Here is a 17,078-nt window from a genome sequence, read left to right as displayed (position 1 = left end):
CTACACAGCCTCGGCCAACAGCAGGCCAGGTAGAGCGCCCGAAAGCAAATGTGTATGACTGCGCGCGAGAACCCAGCGCGTGGTCTAAAGTTCTTCAGGCCCCCTTTTTTCTGCATCTGAAGAGGCACGAGTGGCACGTACTGCTGTGGAGTCGATCATCCAGGCGTTGAGATCGATCAGCCCTTGCTCGTTGAGCTTGATGTCAAGCGTTTGAGAATCCGGTCAAACGCGCCCTGATTTCTCCAATCCCGGAGGCGTTGATAGATCGTTGACCAAGGGCAAAAATCGTTCGGGCATGTCACGCCAAGCTGCACCAGAACACATCACGCAGAGTACGGCGTTGAGCATCAGTCGGTTGTTTCATGGACGTCCGCTTCTCTGATTCTGAGTGAGGCGATCCTTGATCATTTCCCAGGATGCGCCGTCGAGCCCGCCGCAGCGTAAGGTACAGGAGCGAACGATATGTCCCCCCTTCAACATCGTCCTATGAGGTACTCGTTACTGACGAGCGTAACTCGGGCGAGCGATATACGCCTACCGAATGGTGATCGCATCGTTTCATCGCCGATTACCTCAACATCGGACTGCTCGGAGCGCCGACTGCATCTTTGGGCGATGCCCCCCAGCCCAAGAATTAAACCTTTACCCGTCTAGCTGAGGATCACTCCAATGCCTACTTTCTTGACCCGCATAGTCCTTCTCGCAAGCCTGGTTACAGCCCCATATTTTGCGTCTGCGGCTGAAGAAAAAGTCACCTTCTCCGTTGAGGGAATGAACGTCGTCGGCACTCTGAACCTGCCCGACGGCATTAAGAAGCCCCCAGTAATCCTGTTACTTCACAGTTTCGGGGGCAGTAGGGATGAGCACATCATTCCGGCTGTAAATGAAGGTATTTTTGCCCGTGCCGCACGTCTTTGGGCCGAACAAGGCATTGCCAGCCTCCGTATTGATTACCGTTTTGACGGCGACAGTGATGGTGCCAAGACCGACGGAACACTCGATACGGATGTTGAGGATGGGCTGGCTGCGCTCGACTTTCTGGCCAAATCCAAGCGCGTCGATGCCAGCCGCATGGCGCTTGTTGGATGGAGCATGGGCGGAGCAGTTGGTGCTGCTGTAGCAGGACGGACCCCGCATAAACTCGACGCGGTCGCACTCTGGAACCCCGCGACTAATATGGGCGCTGCTTTCCCGCTGCTCTGGGGCGCCGAGAAGATCAAGGAAGCGTTGCACAGTGGCGACACCCCTGTCGTACTGGCAATGCCTGGTGGTGGCGAGGTCTCGCTTAAATCCGCGTTCTTTGTCAGCTTGATGACCCTCGATGCCGCCGCCGAGATCACACGGTACAAGGGACCACTGCTCGTCGCCGTTGGCACTAACGACGACATCGTTTCTCCGCAGCCAACCCTCGGGAAAAGCTTTATCAGCTATCACCCTGGAAAACATGAGTTGCTTGTCCGGCCCATGGATCACTTCTTCAACATGAGCAAAGACGAGAAGCAGATCGACGAGCTGATTTCGACGACAGCGACCTTCGTCAAGAAACACACTCGCTGATCCCGGTATCCATCATGTTCATACAGGAGCATGACCATGCTAGCTGTTCAATACCAAGGCTATGGTGATTACCAGGAAAACCGGATTGTCGATCTGCCACGCCCTCAACCAATCGATGGCGAGGTGCTCGTGGAGATGCATTCGGTTGGCATCAATCCGCTCGACAATACACTCCGGTCAGGGCATTTCTATGCCGCAACACCAGAGAATCTGCCTCGCATCGGCGGTCAGACCGGTGTAGGTGTCGTGCTCGAAAGCAAAAGTCCCGACCTGGCAGCAGGAGACCGGGTATTCGTATCCGGGAAAGGTTTTGGCGTGACAGTCGATGGTACCTGGCGTCAGTTGATCGCTCTGCCCGCCACAGGGCTCAAGCGGGTCCCGGTCAACGTCGATGATAATCATGCAGCGGCGTTCCTGGCCGGCGCCGGATACCTGACCGGTTATCTGGCCTTGACCGAGTTTGCGCACTTCAGGCCTGGCCAGACGGTTCTGGCCCCGGGCATAGGAGGCGCCGTAGGTATGGAGACCGTGCAGATCGCCAGGCATCTTGGCGCGTCCATGGCGATCTCTACGGCAAGTACCACGCTAAAGGCTGAGCAGGCCCGGGTCGCAGGTTACGAACATGTGATCGACCTGTCTCGTGAGGCGCTCCAGGATGGGGTCATGCGTCTGACCAATGGCAAGGGAGTCGATGTTGTGGTCGATGGCATCAGCGGCTCGCTCACCAAGGCGGCGCTCGGATCGCTCGCGTTCGGCGGCATGCTGGTAATCGCGGGCTACGCAGGAGGGCGGGATGCGGCTGTTGATGTGACCGACATCATCTGGAAAGGTGCTCAGATTCGCGGCTTTACGTTCAAACCGGGGATCTTCAGTGCCGAGACAGTGGAGGCCGCCCAGCAGGCATGTATTGACTTCCTCGCTGCGGGAGCCTTACAGCCAACGATCGCCAAAGTGTTTCCGCTAACCGAAGCCGCTGAAGCTGTACGTTATCTAGTCGAAGATCGCCCCTTCGGCCGAGTAGTAATGAGTACGATTATTTGATGAAGCACCACGCTGCTCCTGAAGCACGTGTCATCAGATATCCCCGACTTTATCAGGGGCGATTTCGGCCAGTCGCGAGAACGGCGGCAACGTAACCTTCGCGCGCTTAACGCCTTTACCGATCAGAATCAGCCAGTGATCTTCGTGTTCATCGACACGCCGATCACTTCGCTTCCGACGAAGAAAACATGGAGTTGCCACTGGCGCTGGCCGACGCCGGGACTTCTTCCTGCAAGACGTCCCAATGTTCGGCCACCTTACCGCCCTTCAAACGAAATATGTCGACGACGACCATTGGCTTTGGTCCCCAGCCTAAGAGGCGTCCGTGAACCATCACGAAATCGCCTTCAGCTACCGCCATGCCCGGCTGATAGGAAAAGTCCTTCGGCAATTTCGAGATCAACTCTTTTATCGCTGCCGGGCCGTTCGGGATTGAAGGGTTGTGCTGGATATAATCCGGCGCGAAGTACTTATCGACAACGCTTGGGTCCCGATCGACGAATGCTCCGGTTAATACGCGAAGAGCAATTTTCTTGTTGGCTTCCGCCGAATGCTTCGAATGGCTCTGTTGATGAGTTGTCGGTTCGCTCGACTGTTCCGCAAACGAAATGACCGGTACAAGAAGGATGCTGGCAAGAAGTGCAGAAATAATCGACTTCACGGGGCGATGCTCCTCTTAAGTCCCCATAGGCGACGGGGTGGCGGTGAAGCCGACTCGTTGCCGAGGGTGTCTGATCTGGTTTTACGGCGGTGTGCTGCCGGCAAGTATAACGAGAAACCAGCCACAACACGCTGGACCCCGAACGGGCGACCATGTTGCGCGACACGAAGCTCGCGGTCGGCATTCCTCAAGCGCTCCTGGTGGTCAAAAATGTCCTTCAGGGTCGTTTCTGTAGACATCAAAAAACTCTCTCGATGCTTGGTTCTTTTGGTCGGTCAGACTAATACACCTCACCAATTGAACCGGGGAGATGGACTGTGGAAGGTGAGGGATAGAATCGGCACGACATCGATCAAAGGCGTGGGGTAGCGAGAGACCGCTTCTGGCCGATTACTGCCCGTCGCGAATGGCTGAAACCGACCCATTGCAGGCGTTCGCAGCTGGTACAGTTACGGTCAGTTTGCCAGCGCCGATAGTCGCATCGTGCAAGATCTACCCGGTTGCGCTGCACCTGCGCATCACACTGCGTCAATTCCTGTTGCAACCGCCAAGCCACCGCTACACCAGGACAATACGTTTGAGCTTGGCGTTCAGTGCGGCGAACGCCGTTTCGGTACTGGCCTTGTGGTTGGTGATGAGCACGTCGATGCGTTCTGGAGGGCAGAAGGCGACGCGGCTCTCCACGCCAATCTTGCTGTAATCGGCGAGGATGACCACGCGTTCGGCATTGTCGGCCATGGCGCGCGCCACTTCGGCTTCGCGGTGGTCGTAGTTGCTGGCACCGCGCTGGGCGTCGATGCCGACCGGCGACAACAGCGCGAAGTCGGCCCGATAGCGGCCAATTTCCGCCACCGTGGTGCTGCCGACCGTCGCCGGCGCACGGTCGTCGAGTGAACCGCCCAGTACGAGCACCTCGTTGTGCTGGCCGCCCGACGCGGAGGGGTTGCGCAGTTGCAGTGCCACGTTGAACGAGTTGGTGATCACGGTCAGCCCTCCCAGCTTGGCCAACTCTTCGGCAAGGATGACGGTGGTAGTGCCCGCGTCGATGAACACCGTCTGCCCATGCGACAGCAGGCTGACCGCGGCGCGCGCGAGGTCGCGCTTGAACTTGACGTTGCTTTGCGCCCGCTCGGCGATTGGCGCTTCGTCCTCAACGCAGATGGCGCCGCCGTGTATCCGCTTCAACTCTCCCTGTTCTTCCAGAGCGACCAGGTCGCGCCGCACAGTCTCGCGTGAAACATTCAGCTCCGTGACGATGCGGTCGGTGGTGACGCGCTGCAAGGTCGATAGCAGTGCGCGGATCCGCTGATAACGCTCTTCTTGCCACATACCGGGTGTCCCTGCTGTTTGAGTCGCTGTCCGAGCACGCATTGTGGAGGGGCGTCGGTCGCTGTCAAGTTTGGCGCGGCCCCATGATCATTGGGTCGGCAAGGTCTGCGCGTCATATTTGTGTAATGTTGAGGCATTATTGTTTTTTTGTGTATTTGGAGATAGCCTCGTGGCCGGACGGGTTCTTCCCCTCGTCTGTATTTCGAAACACGCTTTCGCCATCGCCTCGGTTGTAACCTCTCGTCTAGAAGTAGGAGCTATGCCATGCAGCGTCGCCAGTTTCTGAACACCCTCGCCACCGTTTCCATCGTCAGTCCGCTGTTGTTGTCATCCCGCCTAACGCAAGCTGCCACGCCCCCAGCCACGCCCAGCGAGCTGGACCCGGCGCGCTGGTCGCCGCTCAACCTGAAGCGCCTACAGGCAGTGATCGACCAGCACGGCGTCAAGAGCGCCTCATACCGCCCAGAGCAGCGCCCGTACGCGGTGTTCGACTGGGACAACACTTGCATCATGAACGACTGTGAAGAAGCGTTGCTGGTCTACCAGATCAATCATTTGCAGTACAAGCTGACGCCCGATGAGTTCGCCGCCGTGTTGCGCCAGGACGTGCCGAACGGCGCGTTCATGAAGGACTACACCACGGTGGACGGCCAGCCGGTCAAGATGGAAGACATCGCCAGCGATGTGGAAGCGGATTACCGCTGGTTGCACGCCAACTACAAGGGACTCGCCGGCGACAAGAGCCTGGAGGACATCCAGGCCAGCGAGCAATACAAGGATTTTCTCGCCAAGCTCTACTTCATGTACGACGCGATCTGCGACAGTTACCCGGTGGATATCGGCTACAAGTGGATTCTGTACTTCTACAAGAACATGACCACGGCTGAATTGCAGGCGATGGCGCAGGCCTCCAACAACTACGCCATCGGCGACGCGCTGCGCAAGGTCAAGTACGAGAGTTCACGCACATTGCCGGGCAAGGCCGGGGTGGTGGCGGATACGCACTTTCATGGCATCCGCATCCATGAGGAAATCCGCGGCCTGATGCACACGCTGCGCGCCAACGGCATCGACGTCTATATCAGCACTGCCTCGATCGACGATGTGGTACGCGTGTTCGCGGGCAATCCCCATTACGGATATGGCGTGCCGCCTGAGAACGTGATCGGCCTGCGCCTGGCGATGGAAGAAGGCAAGTACACCAGTCGCTATCAGCCTGACTGGCACTTCAATTACGGTCCGGGCAAGACCGTCGGCATCAAAAACGTGCTGGTTAAACAGAAGGGCTATGGCCCGGTGTTGGTGGCTGGCGACAGCGATGGCGATGCCTGGATGCTGCGCGACTTCAACGATACGGCGGTGGGAGTGATCGTCAACCGCATGAAGAAGGGCGAGATCGGCGCCGACAGCCAGCAGGCCGCGACCCAACTGGGCAGCCCGAACGCCCGCTTCGTCCTGCAAGGGCGCGATGAGCACACTGGGTTGATGATTCCAGACGAGAAATCGCTCAAGTACGGTAAAGACGAGCTTAAACTGCTGGCGTGATGGCACTGGCTCGCGGGTGGTCGACGGCCATCCGCGAGCCGCAGTCCAACACGGCCTGTATCTGCGCAAATGATGATTCTGCGCCGGAAAATCGGTACCGCTACCCACCCGAGTGATTCAGTAAGTAGCGTCGAGTAAAAATTGTGAGTTTCCCCAGATTTCCGAGGCGCACCCCACAGGCCGCTTGTGGCCGATTGACGCTTGTCGTGAAAGACTCCAATTGACCCATCGCCGTCATTGGCCCACAGCCTCAGTGCTTCGTTATTCTCCATCCGTATTGCTCGAATTGAACCCTTGGGTGCCTTCGATTACTTCGTAATCGTGAAACGAAACGCCTGTTCTTGCAGGCTCGTTTTGATCAATGCGGCCAATTGTTGGGTGGCTGGTGTTGGGTCGTCGCCACCGCTGTGAAGCACATAGCCAAGGCTTGGCACGGGGGTAAGCCAGAAACAATGGTGAGATGGCTCGGCAGCCCGATGCGGGTTCGCAGCGTCAGACCCAATCCGGCGGCGACGGCCGCCCAGATACCACCGACGCTGGGACTGGTCAGGGCGATCCGCCAGGGTATTTGCGCGGCATCCAGCGCCTGGGTGGCGGCGCTGCGCAATACGCAAGGCGCGTCGAACATGATCAATGGCAGCGGTGAGTCATCAAGGGCCGTCAGCAGTGGCGTATCGCGGGCTCCGATCCAGTGCATCTGTGTTGCGCCCAGACGCGTGGCATAGGGCGACATGTGCCCGGTGTCCCAGGTCAGGGCCAGGTCCAAATCTGCGCTTTCGACCAGAGCAAGCAGTTCGGCATTACGGGCGATCCTGACTTCGAGACTCACCCTCGGGTAAGTCTGGACGAAGCGTCGCAGAATATCGCTCAGGAAATGTTCCCCAAAGTCCTCTTGAAGCCCGAGGCGTATGGACCCGGCGGTCTGGCTTTCATGCAAGGTCTGGAAAATGCCATCGTTCAGCTCCAGCAACCGGCGGGCATGGCTGAGCAGTGTTTCTCCTGTTGGGGTCAAGACCAGTCCGCGACCGGATTTAGCCAGGACCGGCGTACCGATCTGCTCCTCGAGTTTCTTCAATTGAGCGCTTACGGCAGATGTCGACCGACCGAGACGATCCGCCGCTTTGGCAAAGCTGTTGAACTCCACGCCGGTGACGAAGGTGCGCAATACGTCGAGATCGAAGGTTGGGCGGCGCATTCAATAGTCCACTAATTCGGGATGATTGATGCAATTAAATCTGATATTCGGAATGGTTGCGACTTGATAGTTTTCCTCCATCAAATTGGGACATCAGAGGGGAAAACATCATGAATGTATCGATGGTCACGGGGCGAGAACACCAAAGCAACTACCCGCAGAAGTTTGCCGAGCTGACCGACAAAGTATTGTTTGGCGACATGTGGACGCGTACGCAATTGAAACCCCGTGAACGCAGTCTGGCGACGGTGGCCGCGCTGGTGGCGATGTACCGTCTGGAGCAACTGCCATTTCATTTGAAACGTGCACTGGATAACGGCTTGTGTGTCGACGAACTGGCCGAAGTCATAACCCATCTGGCGTTTTATTCAGGTTGGCCGACAGCCGCATCGGCGCTGAATTTGCTCAGTGAGCTACAGGCTTGCCTTCCAAAACATCAGGAGTAATCGTTGATGCCGTTTGCACGAATTTCACTGCATCGCGGGAAGTCGGCCGAGTATTTACAGGCATTGTCTGAGGGTTTGCACGACGCCTTGGTCGAGAGCTTCGAAGTGCCGAAGACTGATCGCTTCCAAGCCATTCACCAACATGAACTCGGAGAGCTGATATTTGATCCCCACTATCTGGGCGGGCCGCGTAGCCATGACTTTGTGCTAATCGCGATTACCGCAGGCCGTCCTCGAAGCGTTGAGACCAAACAGCGTTTTTATCGCGATCTGGTCGATAAATTGGGGCGGGCGCCGGGACTGAACGCGGAGGATGTCATGGTGGTGATCACCACTACGGCCGGCGATGAGTGGTCGTTTGGTGGAGGGCGGGGCAACTAGCCTTCGGGTTGTGCCGCGCCTGTATCCCATAAATGCGGGCCGTCTGTGTCTATCGGCACCATCGCCAGATTGATGGTCTGCATTTGTTGTATTTCGATGAGGCAACCATGGATCTTACTGAAATCCCATTCGGAACCACCGATTGGTCAATCGATAGAGTCGGTGGCGAATGCCGGTCAGACAGGCACAGCCTATTGGCGTACCTGCCAGTTTGGTTCAGCGCGTGTGCGGATGGTCGAGTACAGCCCTGGATATTTGGCCGATCATTGGCGTAATCGTCGAGGCTCTCTGGAAGGAAGGTACCTTGGCCTCGATGTTCATCTTGGATAAAGCGCTTCATAGGCGATCCTTGCGATGAAATCCTCAGAAATCATAGCGAGGGTTCGCGAAAGCGTTTTTACACACTCTGGGCCGAATGCGGCTGCTCAAACGCCGTAAGCCCTGACGGGCGAAGCTGCCACATCGTGACTTGTGACGGTAATGTCCTGGCCCGGGATCTGTGGCTGCGTACTCATTCTTATCGCTGCTTCGCCATGTGTGAACCTTCTTTCTTGAAGTCTTTGAATTGCATCGCTTGGACATAGCAATGCGAAGCAAAATGTACTTTTTCTACAACATAATCTGTTGCTGCAGCGATCCACCACTGCTTGTATCCTTGTTCAAGACGAGGACAAACGGCTGCAGCTATTGCCTTGGCTTAATAGTCGCTGTAACGGAAAACCGGACTTTCTATAAGGTAGTAACGTGAAGCGTGATACCCACCTGGTGGTGCTTTTGCTGTTGGTTATCGGTTGTTCCCTGGCGTCACTGACTGTCTGGAAAGTATTGAGCTCTCGAGATCGAGCACTGGAGGAAGTGAATGTCCATGGCTTGAACCTTACCCAGGCGCTTGCTACTTACTCTGAAGGTATTGTCCGCCAAAGCTCGCTGCTTCTGCTCGGACTCGTCGAACGCTTGGAAGCCGAAGGTATTGGCCCTGCGCAGATCCAGCGCCTGAGTATGCTGGTCAACCGACAGGAGCCGCTGATGCCACAGCTCAGTGGCATCACCATCTACGATAATCAGGGCCGCTGGTTGATGTCTTCCAATCGGCCGATTCCCGCCGGGGCGAACAGCATTGATCGTGCCTATTTCATTCATCATCGCGACGATCCATCCCGTGAGACCTTTATCGGTCCGCCAATCCAAAGCCGCTCTAATCAGGAGTGGGTGATCACCGTCAGCCGGCGCTTCAATGATCCTCACGGCGAGTTTGCCGGGGTGGTGGCGGTCACCTTGGGGATCGAAAACTTCCTACGGCTGTTTGGAAAGATCGACGTAGGACAGGAAGGAGCCATCGGATTGTCCTATACCGATGGTACTTTGCTGGTTCGCTATCCCTTCCGCGAGCAGGACATGGGGCGCAACTTTTTGAAGTCGCCGATCTATGCAAAGTATCTTGTAGATCGATCAGTCGGCACTGCGTCGTTTACCTCCAGCCTGGACGGTGTGGAGCGCCTCTACGCCTTCCGAAAGAGTGACCGACTGCCGCTGATTACGACCGTTGCACTTGGCAAGCGCGAGGCCCTCGCTGCGTGGCGAATGGAGGCACTGCTGTCGGCGGTGGTGGTGACGGGGCTGCTGGGGCTTACCGGTCTCATCGGTTGGTTTTTGATCCTGGATATTCGCCGGCGAACCGAGGTAGAGGGCCAGTTACGAGGGACTCAGCAGCAATTGCTCTCATCGAATCGGCAGCTTGAGTTGCTCGCGATGAAGGATGCCCTGACCGGTTTGGCAAATCGGCGCTGCTTCGATGAGAGCCTCGCCATGGAAGCACGGCGCGCACAACGTGACGGCACGTCGTTGGCATTGCTGATGATTGATATCGACTACTTCAAGCTGTTTAACGACTCACTCGGGCATGTGGCTGGAGACGCATGCCTACAGACGGTTGGCAGAATATTCGAGGAGTGTGTACGGCGACCGTCGGATCTGGTGGCACGTTATGGCGGAGAAGAGATGGGCGTGATCATGCCTGACACCGACAGTGACGGTGCAACGGTAGTGGCGCAACTTATCCTCGACCGCTTGGAACAAGAGAACATTACGCACAAATCCAGCCCGTTCGGACGTGTCAGTGTAAGCATCGGGTGTGCTACAGCCACGGGGTCGGAACTGGATCATTTGCAGGGATTGATCGAGGCGGCAGATCAGGCGCTGTATCGCGCCAAGGCGTTGGGACGTAACCAGTTTGTGAGGGGGAAATGGTGATGTGCGTTCAAAACCGACTTCCTGTCAAATTGGAAATGCACCATTTGTTCCACCGTATTTTTACCGGTTCTGTTATCTGCAATGTTCATCGTTTGATTTGCCACATCTGCCAAAATCGTTAGTGTTTTTGTGGGCTCCTTGAATGCCTGCTTCTGGCCGATTGCCGCCTGTCACTAAAGGCAGCTATCGGCTGTAATCGACATTTGAAACGTATGTGAACGCCGTAAGCATTCACCCCCTCGCCGCGCAGACGATGACTTCCACCAACAACCGCGGATCAGCCAGTTTCGCCTCGCCACAGGCGCGCGCTGGGGCATACTCCGTTGGTACCCAAGCGTCCCATACGGCGTTCATCGCTTCGAAGTCCGCCATGTCGGCCAGAAAGATAGCAAATGCTCCCGAGTCGAGCCGGCTTCTATGAGCAAGGCATCGACCCGCGCCAGGGCTCATGTAGAACGCGCTTTCCATCGGGCAACTTATTTCAAATTGTTACCGCGACGCGTTTTTTTGTTAGATTGCGCGCCTCAAAAATTAAGCAGGGACGCGTTATGTTTTTTGTGATCTGGCAAGGCTGGGGCATTCTTTCGATTCTTATCCCGGTGCTCTGCATATTGCCTTTTGTGGGGCTGCCCAATGGGCTCGGGCTGGGTGTCGGTCTATTGGTTGGTGCGGCCGTCAACGCTTATGTTGGTCACCGACTGAATAACCAGCCGGGCAAAACCTACATTGATAAAGACACGGGTGGCGAAGTCATCTTTCGCAAGAAGCACACGTTGTTTTTTGTGCCCATGCAGTATCTGTCAGTACTGTGGGTAGTGATGGGTGTATTTTCGTTGTTGAATGCGCACTAAGCGTACGGCATAGACCTTATGCGAGTGGCCTCTACTTCCCAAGTAGACGCCACCCGGTTAATTAGAGAAGGTCTGAAGTAGTCGGGTTTACTTCTCTAATGACGGCCGTTTTCCAGTTGCACGTCTCGTTATCGGGTACTACCCAACCGTCAAGCCTGCGCGAGCGCCAGGCTCGGGACGGCCCGTGGCCCTGGTCGCAGGAATTTGAACTGCGCGGCGTTGCTCGATAGAGTCGCGCCCTGATCCGGCCAAGCTGCCGGACACTCGTGGTGAAAAGGAACTGCAGTTGAACGAACAGACATTGTCCATGCGCCTGGAACGCGTGGCGGCACATGTGCCAGCAGGTGCGCGCCTGGCCGATATCGGCTCGGATCACGGCTACCTGCCGGTGGCGTTGATGCGCCGTGGCGCCATCGCGGCGGCGGTGGCCGGCGAGGTGGCCTTGACGCCGTTCCGCTCGGCCGAACGCACCGTGCGCGAGAACGGCCTGGACCAGCAGATCACCGTGCGCCTGGGCAATGGCCTGGCGGCGATCGAGCCGGGCGACGGGATCACGGCGATCAGCATCTGCGGCATGGGCGGCGAAACGATCCGCGACATCCTCGACAACGGTAAATCGCGCCTGAGCGGCCAGGAGCGGCTGATCCTGCAGCCCAACGGCGGCGAGCAGCCACTGCGCCAATGGCTGATGGAAAATGGCTACCGCATCCTCTGCGAGGAACTGCTGCGTGAAAACCGCTTCGACTACGAAATCATCGTCGCCGAGCGCGCCGCAGCGGTGATGTACACCGCCGAGGAACTGTACTTCGGCCCGCTGCAAATGCAGGCACGCAGCCCAGTGTTCCTGGCCAAGTGGCAGCGCATCCTGCGCGAGAAGCAGAAGACCCTGACCAACTTCGCCCGGGCGCGGCAGGCCGTGCCCGAGGAAAAGGTGCAAGACATCGCCCGGCAGGCCCGCTGGATCACCCAGCTGCTGGCTTGAGAATAGCTTCGGTCATCTTGATCCAGTCGCATCCATTCAATCTGCCGGGATACCTGGCAACACTGGAAACCCGTCGAGCGCGAGAGGCGTTTGGTCACTTCTACAAACGCCGCCGCGGATCTCGCGCCATTTGCGGCGATCAAACACCTCACCGTCGAAAAGGTTGTCCTGGACAACAAGTAGCGAATAACTCGTCGTCCGTCCCTTAGTTGGCACCAAAGCGAATAAAACGATTGAAAAAACCCTCTATAAGCTTTAAACGGGAAGATCACTGGCACATTGCTAGCAAACAATAAGTGAGTATCGCCAGTTTCTGGCTCAGGGAGCGCTGATGAGTTTTCGTCCATTGACCGACTCCCCGCGACAATCGAACGATTGCGACGTTGTTGCCTCTCAACCAAAAGAGAACCCGGATACTGTCGGCATGGCCTGCGCCGGCAACGAAGATACGATCGAGCAATTGCTGGACTCAGCGCGCAACGGTTCCCATACCACCGCGTGGGTGGTTTATCGCGCCGGTGAACAAATGCATTTAGTCGGGCAGGGCGACCCACGGGTGCGATGGCCGTCAATCATTGTGAATGAAGAGTTTGAAGCCTTTTGCCTGACCCGGCGCTTGCACCGCTGGCCGACCGGTAGAGGCGAAACGGTGCTGGGTTGGCTACTCGCGCCCGTCAACGATGCCGCGGAGCCGGCGCTCGCCGCGTTTGCCCAGCGCCTGGGCATTCAGGTACAGACCGATACCCTTGCCCGCGCGCAGATTACTCAGCGTGTGCTGTATGAAATTACCTACCTGGCCAGTTCGACCCGCGACCGGTCAGTGTTTCTGGTGGGGGTTCACCAATTGCTGGCGAGCCTGATCGATGCCGAAAACTTCTATCTCGCGCTGTATGACCCGCACAGCGGCAAGATTGACTACCCGTATTACGTCGACATCATCGACGTGGATGCCCTGGAGTCAGAGAACTACGAATACCTTGATCGTTCGCACCTGTCGTTGACCGGCCAGGTGTTGACCACGGGCCAGCCGTTGCTGATCGACGCCGCCGGCATTCTCGCCGCTCAGGCCGAAGGCCGCTTCTACTGCATCGGTGATCGTCCCGAGTTCTGGATGGGCGCACCGTTGAAAAATGCCTCGGATGATGTGTTTGGCATGCTTGCCATGCAGGTCTACGACGTTTCTCGTATCTACAGCGCTGAAGACCGCGCGCTGTTTCTGGTGGTGGCCCGCCACGTGGCCATGGCGCTGGACCGGATTCTGCATCGAGCGGATCTGGAAGAGACGGTGATGCGTCGCACCCTGGAGCTTTCGGCACTCAACGATGCCTTGAGGCAGGAAGTGGCAGACCGAGAGCGCGCCGAACATCTACAGAGCGCACTGTTCCAGATTGCTGAACTGTCGAGCCAGCCTGGTGACATGGCTGAGTTGTTTCAAACCTTGCATGGCATCGTCGGTGATCTGCTGTTCGCGCAGAACTTCTACATTGCGCTGTTCGACGATGCGATCAGTGAAGTGACCTTTCCGTATTACATAGATGAGCGGCAGACGACCTGTCCGGTGGCACGGCGTGGGTGCCGTGGCTTGACCGAGTATGTTATCCGTCAGCGTCGACCTTGCCTGATTGACGCCGGCGAGGCTGAGCGATTGTCTGCGCACGGTGAAATCGAACTTTCCGAAGTGTATTTCCGCTCCTACTCCTGGCTGGGCATTCCATTGTTCGATGGCGAAGTGGTGCGTGGCGTACTTGCGGTGCAAAGTTATACCTCGCAGGTGCGCTATACCCTGCGTGACCAGGAACTGCTGACGTTCGTGTCGCGGCACATAGATACAGCGTTGTCGCGCCGCACGGCCGCCGAAGCGATCCATGCCGCCAACCTCAAGCTGGAAGCCCGGGTGCAGAACCGCACCCGCGAGCTCGATCACGCCAATGCCAAGTTGCAACACGAAAACTCCCACGATGCGCTGACCGGGCTACCGAATCGTACCTACCTGCAGCAGCGCCTCAATCTGGCCTGGTCGCGGTTCGGCAGCGAAGGCGGGCACCTGGCGGTGATGTTCATCGACCTCGACCGCTTCAAGGTCGTCAACGACAGCCTCGGCCACCATTTTGGCGACCTGCTGTTGATGCAGGCCGCCCAGCGTTTGCGCGGTTGTCTGCGCGACACCGACATGCTGGCGCGCCTGGGGGTGATGAGTTTTCGGTGCTCGCTCCCGAGGCGCCGCTGGACGTGGTGATCGAAATCGCCGAACGGATTTTGGTGGCGTTCGACCTGCCGTTTTTCATCAATGGCCATGAAGTTTTTTCGTCCTGCAGTATCGGTATTGTCAGCGCCGATAGTCAGTTCCACCACGAGCCTGCCGACTTGCTGCGCGATGCCGATGCGGCGATGTACCGGGTCAAGAGTGCCGGACGCGACAGCTACGCGGTGTTCAACCAGGAAGTGCGCCGTGAAGTCTCGGATCAGGTCGAGCGTGAAGGCGCGTTGCGCAATGCGCTCAAACGTACCGACGAGCTGCTGCCGTATTTCCAGCCGATTGTCAGCGTTGAAAGCGGCGAACTGTTGGCCCTTGAAGCGCTGATCCGCTGGCATCAGCCGGGCGGCCGGGTGATTGCACCGGGCGAGTTTTTGCCGGATGTCGAGGGTTTGCGTCTGATCGGTCGACTGGATTTGTACATGCTGAACAGCATTGCCGTGATCCTCGCACAACCCCAACACGCCAATTGGCCGCCGGTGCACGTCAATTGCTCGAGCTACAGCATGACGCGTCCGGACTTCGTCAGTGATGTGCTTGCACTGTTGGCGCGGCACGGGGTCGCGCCGTCGCGGATTTGCCTGGAGTTGACTGAAGGCGCGCTGGTCGCCGAGCCGGCGATGGCCCGACGGACCATGCAGCAACTGGCCGACAACGGCATGTCGGTGGTGCTCGATGACTTCGGTGCCGGGTTTTCATCCCTGAGCTATGTGCATCAATACCGTTTCAGCGGCTTGAAGATCGACAAGTCGTTCATCCTCGAACTGACCTCCAGTCCTCGCAGTCGCGCGATCGTCCGGGCGATTGTGCGCATGGCTGAATCGCTAGACCTGAGTGTGGTGGCAGAAGGTGTCGAGGATGAAGCGACGCTGGTCTTGCTGCGGGAAATGGGCGCAGGGCAGGCTCAGGGTTATTATTTTGCCAAGCCGATGGGGTTGGAGGCGTTGTTGGCGACAACCCTGGTTGGGCGTTAGGACGACTTCCCCAAACGCCCACGGGTTTCCCCGTCAGTTGATGCGCGGGTGCTGCTGCACCAGGTTCTTGCGCTTGGCTTCCAGCGCGGCGATTTCAGCGTCGATGTCTTCGATCTTCTGTTCAATATTGTCTTCATGCTCCTGCAGCAGCTCTTTCGCTTCCTCAATATCAGAAGCTGCCGGAGCGGCACCACGCAGGGGCTGGTTGGCGGTTTCTTTCATGGTTATGCCGGTCACCAGGCCCACCACGGCGATCACCATCAGGTAGTACGCCGGCATGTACAGGTCATTGGTGCTTTCCACCAGCCAGGCCACTGCGGTCGGGGTCAGGCCTGCAATCAGCACTGAGACGTTGAAGGCACTGGCCAGAGCGCTGTAGCGGATGTGAGTGGGGAACATTGCCGGAAGGGTCGACGCCATTACGCCGATGAAGAAGTTGAGCACGACGGCAATGATCAGCAGCCCCGAAAAAATCAGCCCGAGCTTGCCGCTGTTGATCAGCATAAAGGCCGGAATGGCGAGGCAGAACAGCGCGATGCTGCCGAAGAGGATGAACGGCCGGCGGCCAATTTTGTCGCTGATAAAGCCGATCATGGGCTGTACGAACAACATGCCGACCATGATCGCGATGATGATCAACACCCCATGGTTTTCGCTGTAGTGCAGGTTGTGCGAGAGGTAGCTCGGCATGTAGGTGAGCAGCATGTAGTAGGTGACGTTGGTGACGGCCACCACGCCGATGCAGGTCATCAGGCTGCGCCAGTGCTTGGTGGCGACTTCCTTGAAGGACACTTTCGGTCCGCGCGCCAAACCTTCACGATCACCTTGCTCGAGCTTTTCTACATGCTGCTGAAAGGCCGGGGTCTCTTCGAGTGCGTTACGCAAGTAGAGACCGATCATGCCCAGGGGCAAGGCGAGGAAGAAGGGCAGGCGCCAGCCCCACGCCTGGAATTGCTCTTCGCCTATCACCGCGGAAATCAGCACCACCAGGCCTGCACCGAGTACAAAACCGGCGATAGAGCCGAAGTCCAGCCAGCTCCCGAGAAAGCCGCGCTTGCGGTCCGGGGCATACTCGGCGACGAAGATCGAGGCGCCGGTGTATTCGCCGCCCACCGAGAAGCCTTGGGCCATCTTGGCCAGCAACAGCAGGATGGGGGCCCAGATGCCGATCGAGGCATAGGACGGAATCAGCCCGATGGCGAATGTGCTGAGGGACATGATCACGATGGTGGCCGCCAGAACTTTCTGCCGACCATATTTGTCGCCTAATGAACCGAAGAACAGACCGCCCAAAGGACGGATCAGGAACGGCACCGAGAAGGTGCCCAGCGCGGCAATCATCTGCACGCTGGGGGAGGCGTCGGGAAAGAACACCTTGCCGAGCACATAGGCGACAAAGCCATAGACGCCGAAGTCGAACCATTCCATGGCATTGCCCAGTGCGGCGGCTGTGATCGCCTTGCGCATCTTGGCGTCGTCGACAATGGTGATGTCTTTCAACCCGATGGGATTAACGGCTTTCTTGCTTGATTTCATGCGGATTTCCCTGTCGCTGATCCATCTCGATGCCATCGTTTTACAGGCACGCACTCATTGGTTCAGATACAAGAAG

The 17,078-nt window shown here is 57.6% G+C and carries 11 protein-coding genes and 5 pseudogenes; 10 read left to right on the top strand and 6 right to left on the bottom strand.

What is annotated here, in order from left to right; all coding sequences use genetic code 11:
* Window positions 1–70: 70 nt before the first annotated feature.
* Window positions 71–480 (bottom strand): annotated as a pseudogene (locus tag RHM58_RS29305) (transposase); the annotation flags it as partial.
* A gap of 189 nt (window positions 481–669) precedes the next feature.
* Here RHM58_RS29305 and RHM58_RS29300 point away from each other — a divergent pair.
* A complete protein-coding gene (locus tag RHM58_RS29300) occupies window positions 670–1,557 on the top strand; it encodes an alpha/beta hydrolase family protein (RefSeq protein WP_201257621.1) in 888 nt (295 codons plus the stop codon).
* Window positions 1,558–1,593: 36 nt separating this feature from the next.
* Window positions 1,594–2,598 carry a quinone oxidoreductase family protein gene (locus tag RHM58_RS29295; protein WP_201257622.1) on the top strand — a complete coding sequence of 335 codons (1,005 nt, stop codon included), beginning with the start codon at window positions 1,594–1,596 and terminating at the stop codon, window positions 2,596–2,598.
* 163 nt (window positions 2,599–2,761) lie between these two features.
* On the opposite strand, the gene RHM58_RS29290 is transcribed toward RHM58_RS29295, so the two are convergent.
* Together RHM58_RS29290 and RHM58_RS29285 are read right to left on the bottom strand one after the other, a co-directional pair.
* On the bottom strand, window positions 2,762–3,259 hold the full coding sequence (locus tag RHM58_RS29290; RefSeq protein WP_322268917.1) for a nuclear transport factor 2 family protein: 498 nt from the start codon (window positions 3,257–3,259) through the stop codon (window positions 2,762–2,764).
* A 558-nt stretch (window positions 3,260–3,817) separates the two neighbouring features.
* A complete protein-coding gene (locus tag RHM58_RS29285; RefSeq protein ID WP_201257623.1) occupies window positions 3,818–4,588 on the bottom strand; it encodes a DeoR/GlpR family DNA-binding transcription regulator in 771 nt (256 codons plus the stop codon).
* 264 nt (window positions 4,589–4,852) lie between these two features.
* On the opposite strand from RHM58_RS29285, the gene RHM58_RS29280 reads away from it, so the two are divergent.
* Window positions 4,853–6,133: a haloacid dehalogenase-like hydrolase gene (locus RHM58_RS29280; RefSeq protein WP_201257624.1), complete on the top strand. Its 1,281-nt coding sequence runs from the start codon at window positions 4,853–4,855 to the stop codon at window positions 6,131–6,133.
* Between the two features lie 308 nt (window positions 6,134–6,441).
* Here the strand turns inward: RHM58_RS29280 and RHM58_RS29275 are convergent.
* Window positions 6,442–7,328, bottom strand: a pseudogene (locus RHM58_RS29275) (LysR substrate-binding domain-containing protein).
* A 110-nt stretch (window positions 7,329–7,438) separates the two neighbouring features.
* Here RHM58_RS29275 and RHM58_RS29270 point away from each other — a divergent pair.
* The 4 genes and pseudogenes from RHM58_RS29270 (at window position 7,439) to RHM58_RS29255 (ending at window position 10,405) form a co-directional block, all read left to right on the top strand.
* Window positions 7,439–7,774, top strand: a complete 336-nt coding sequence (locus RHM58_RS29270; RefSeq protein WP_322268916.1) for a carboxymuconolactone decarboxylase family protein — start codon at window positions 7,439–7,441, stop codon at window positions 7,772–7,774.
* 6 nt (window positions 7,775–7,780) lie between these two features.
* Window positions 7,781–8,155, top strand: a complete 375-nt coding sequence (locus tag RHM58_RS29265) for a tautomerase family protein (protein WP_322268915.1) — start codon at window positions 7,781–7,783, stop codon at window positions 8,153–8,155.
* A 107-nt stretch (window positions 8,156–8,262) separates the two neighbouring features.
* Window positions 8,263–8,425, top strand: a pseudogene (locus RHM58_RS29260) (DHCW motif cupin fold protein); the annotation flags it as partial.
* A gap of 474 nt (window positions 8,426–8,899) precedes the next feature.
* Window positions 8,900–10,405 carry a diguanylate cyclase gene (locus RHM58_RS29255; RefSeq protein ID WP_201257628.1) on the top strand — a complete coding sequence of 502 codons (1,506 nt, stop codon included), beginning with the start codon at window positions 8,900–8,902 and terminating at the stop codon, window positions 10,403–10,405.
* A 231-nt stretch (window positions 10,406–10,636) separates the two neighbouring features.
* On the opposite strand, the pseudogene RHM58_RS29250 reads toward RHM58_RS29255, so the two are convergent.
* Window positions 10,637–10,851 (bottom strand): annotated as a pseudogene (locus RHM58_RS29250) (Rid family hydrolase); the annotation flags it as partial.
* On the opposite strand from RHM58_RS29250, the gene RHM58_RS29245 reads away from it, so the two are divergent.
* From RHM58_RS29245 to RHM58_RS29235, 3 genes and pseudogenes are all read left to right on the top strand, one after another.
* Entirely contained in the window at window positions 10,798–11,256 is a 459-nt protein-coding gene (locus RHM58_RS29245) for a hypothetical protein (protein WP_322270937.1), read from the top strand. The pseudogene RHM58_RS29250 and the gene RHM58_RS29245 sit on opposite strands and share 54 nt — an antisense overlap.
* A 286-nt stretch (window positions 11,257–11,542) precedes the next feature.
* Window positions 11,543–12,238, top strand: coding sequence for a tRNA (adenine(22)-N(1))-methyltransferase (locus tag RHM58_RS29240; RefSeq protein WP_242486434.1), 696 nt, complete (start codon window positions 11,543–11,545; stop codon window positions 12,236–12,238).
* Between the two features lie 331 nt (window positions 12,239–12,569).
* Window positions 12,570–15,466 (top strand): annotated as a pseudogene (locus RHM58_RS29235) (EAL domain-containing protein).
* A gap of 33 nt (window positions 15,467–15,499) precedes the next feature.
* On the opposite strand, the gene proP reads toward RHM58_RS29235, so the two are convergent.
* Window positions 15,500–17,002 carry a glycine betaine/L-proline transporter ProP gene (gene proP, locus RHM58_RS29230; RefSeq protein ID WP_201256421.1) on the bottom strand — a complete coding sequence of 501 codons (1,503 nt, stop codon included), beginning with the start codon at window positions 17,000–17,002 and terminating at the stop codon, window positions 15,500–15,502.
* Window positions 17,003–17,078 lie beyond the last annotated feature (76 nt).

The organism is Pseudomonas sp. 10S4 (genome assembly GCF_034344865.1).
In the GTDB taxonomy this organism is placed as follows: Bacteria; Pseudomonadota; Gammaproteobacteria; order Pseudomonadales; family Pseudomonadaceae; genus Aquipseudomonas.
This window is presented reverse-complemented; position numbering and strand designations above follow the sequence as displayed.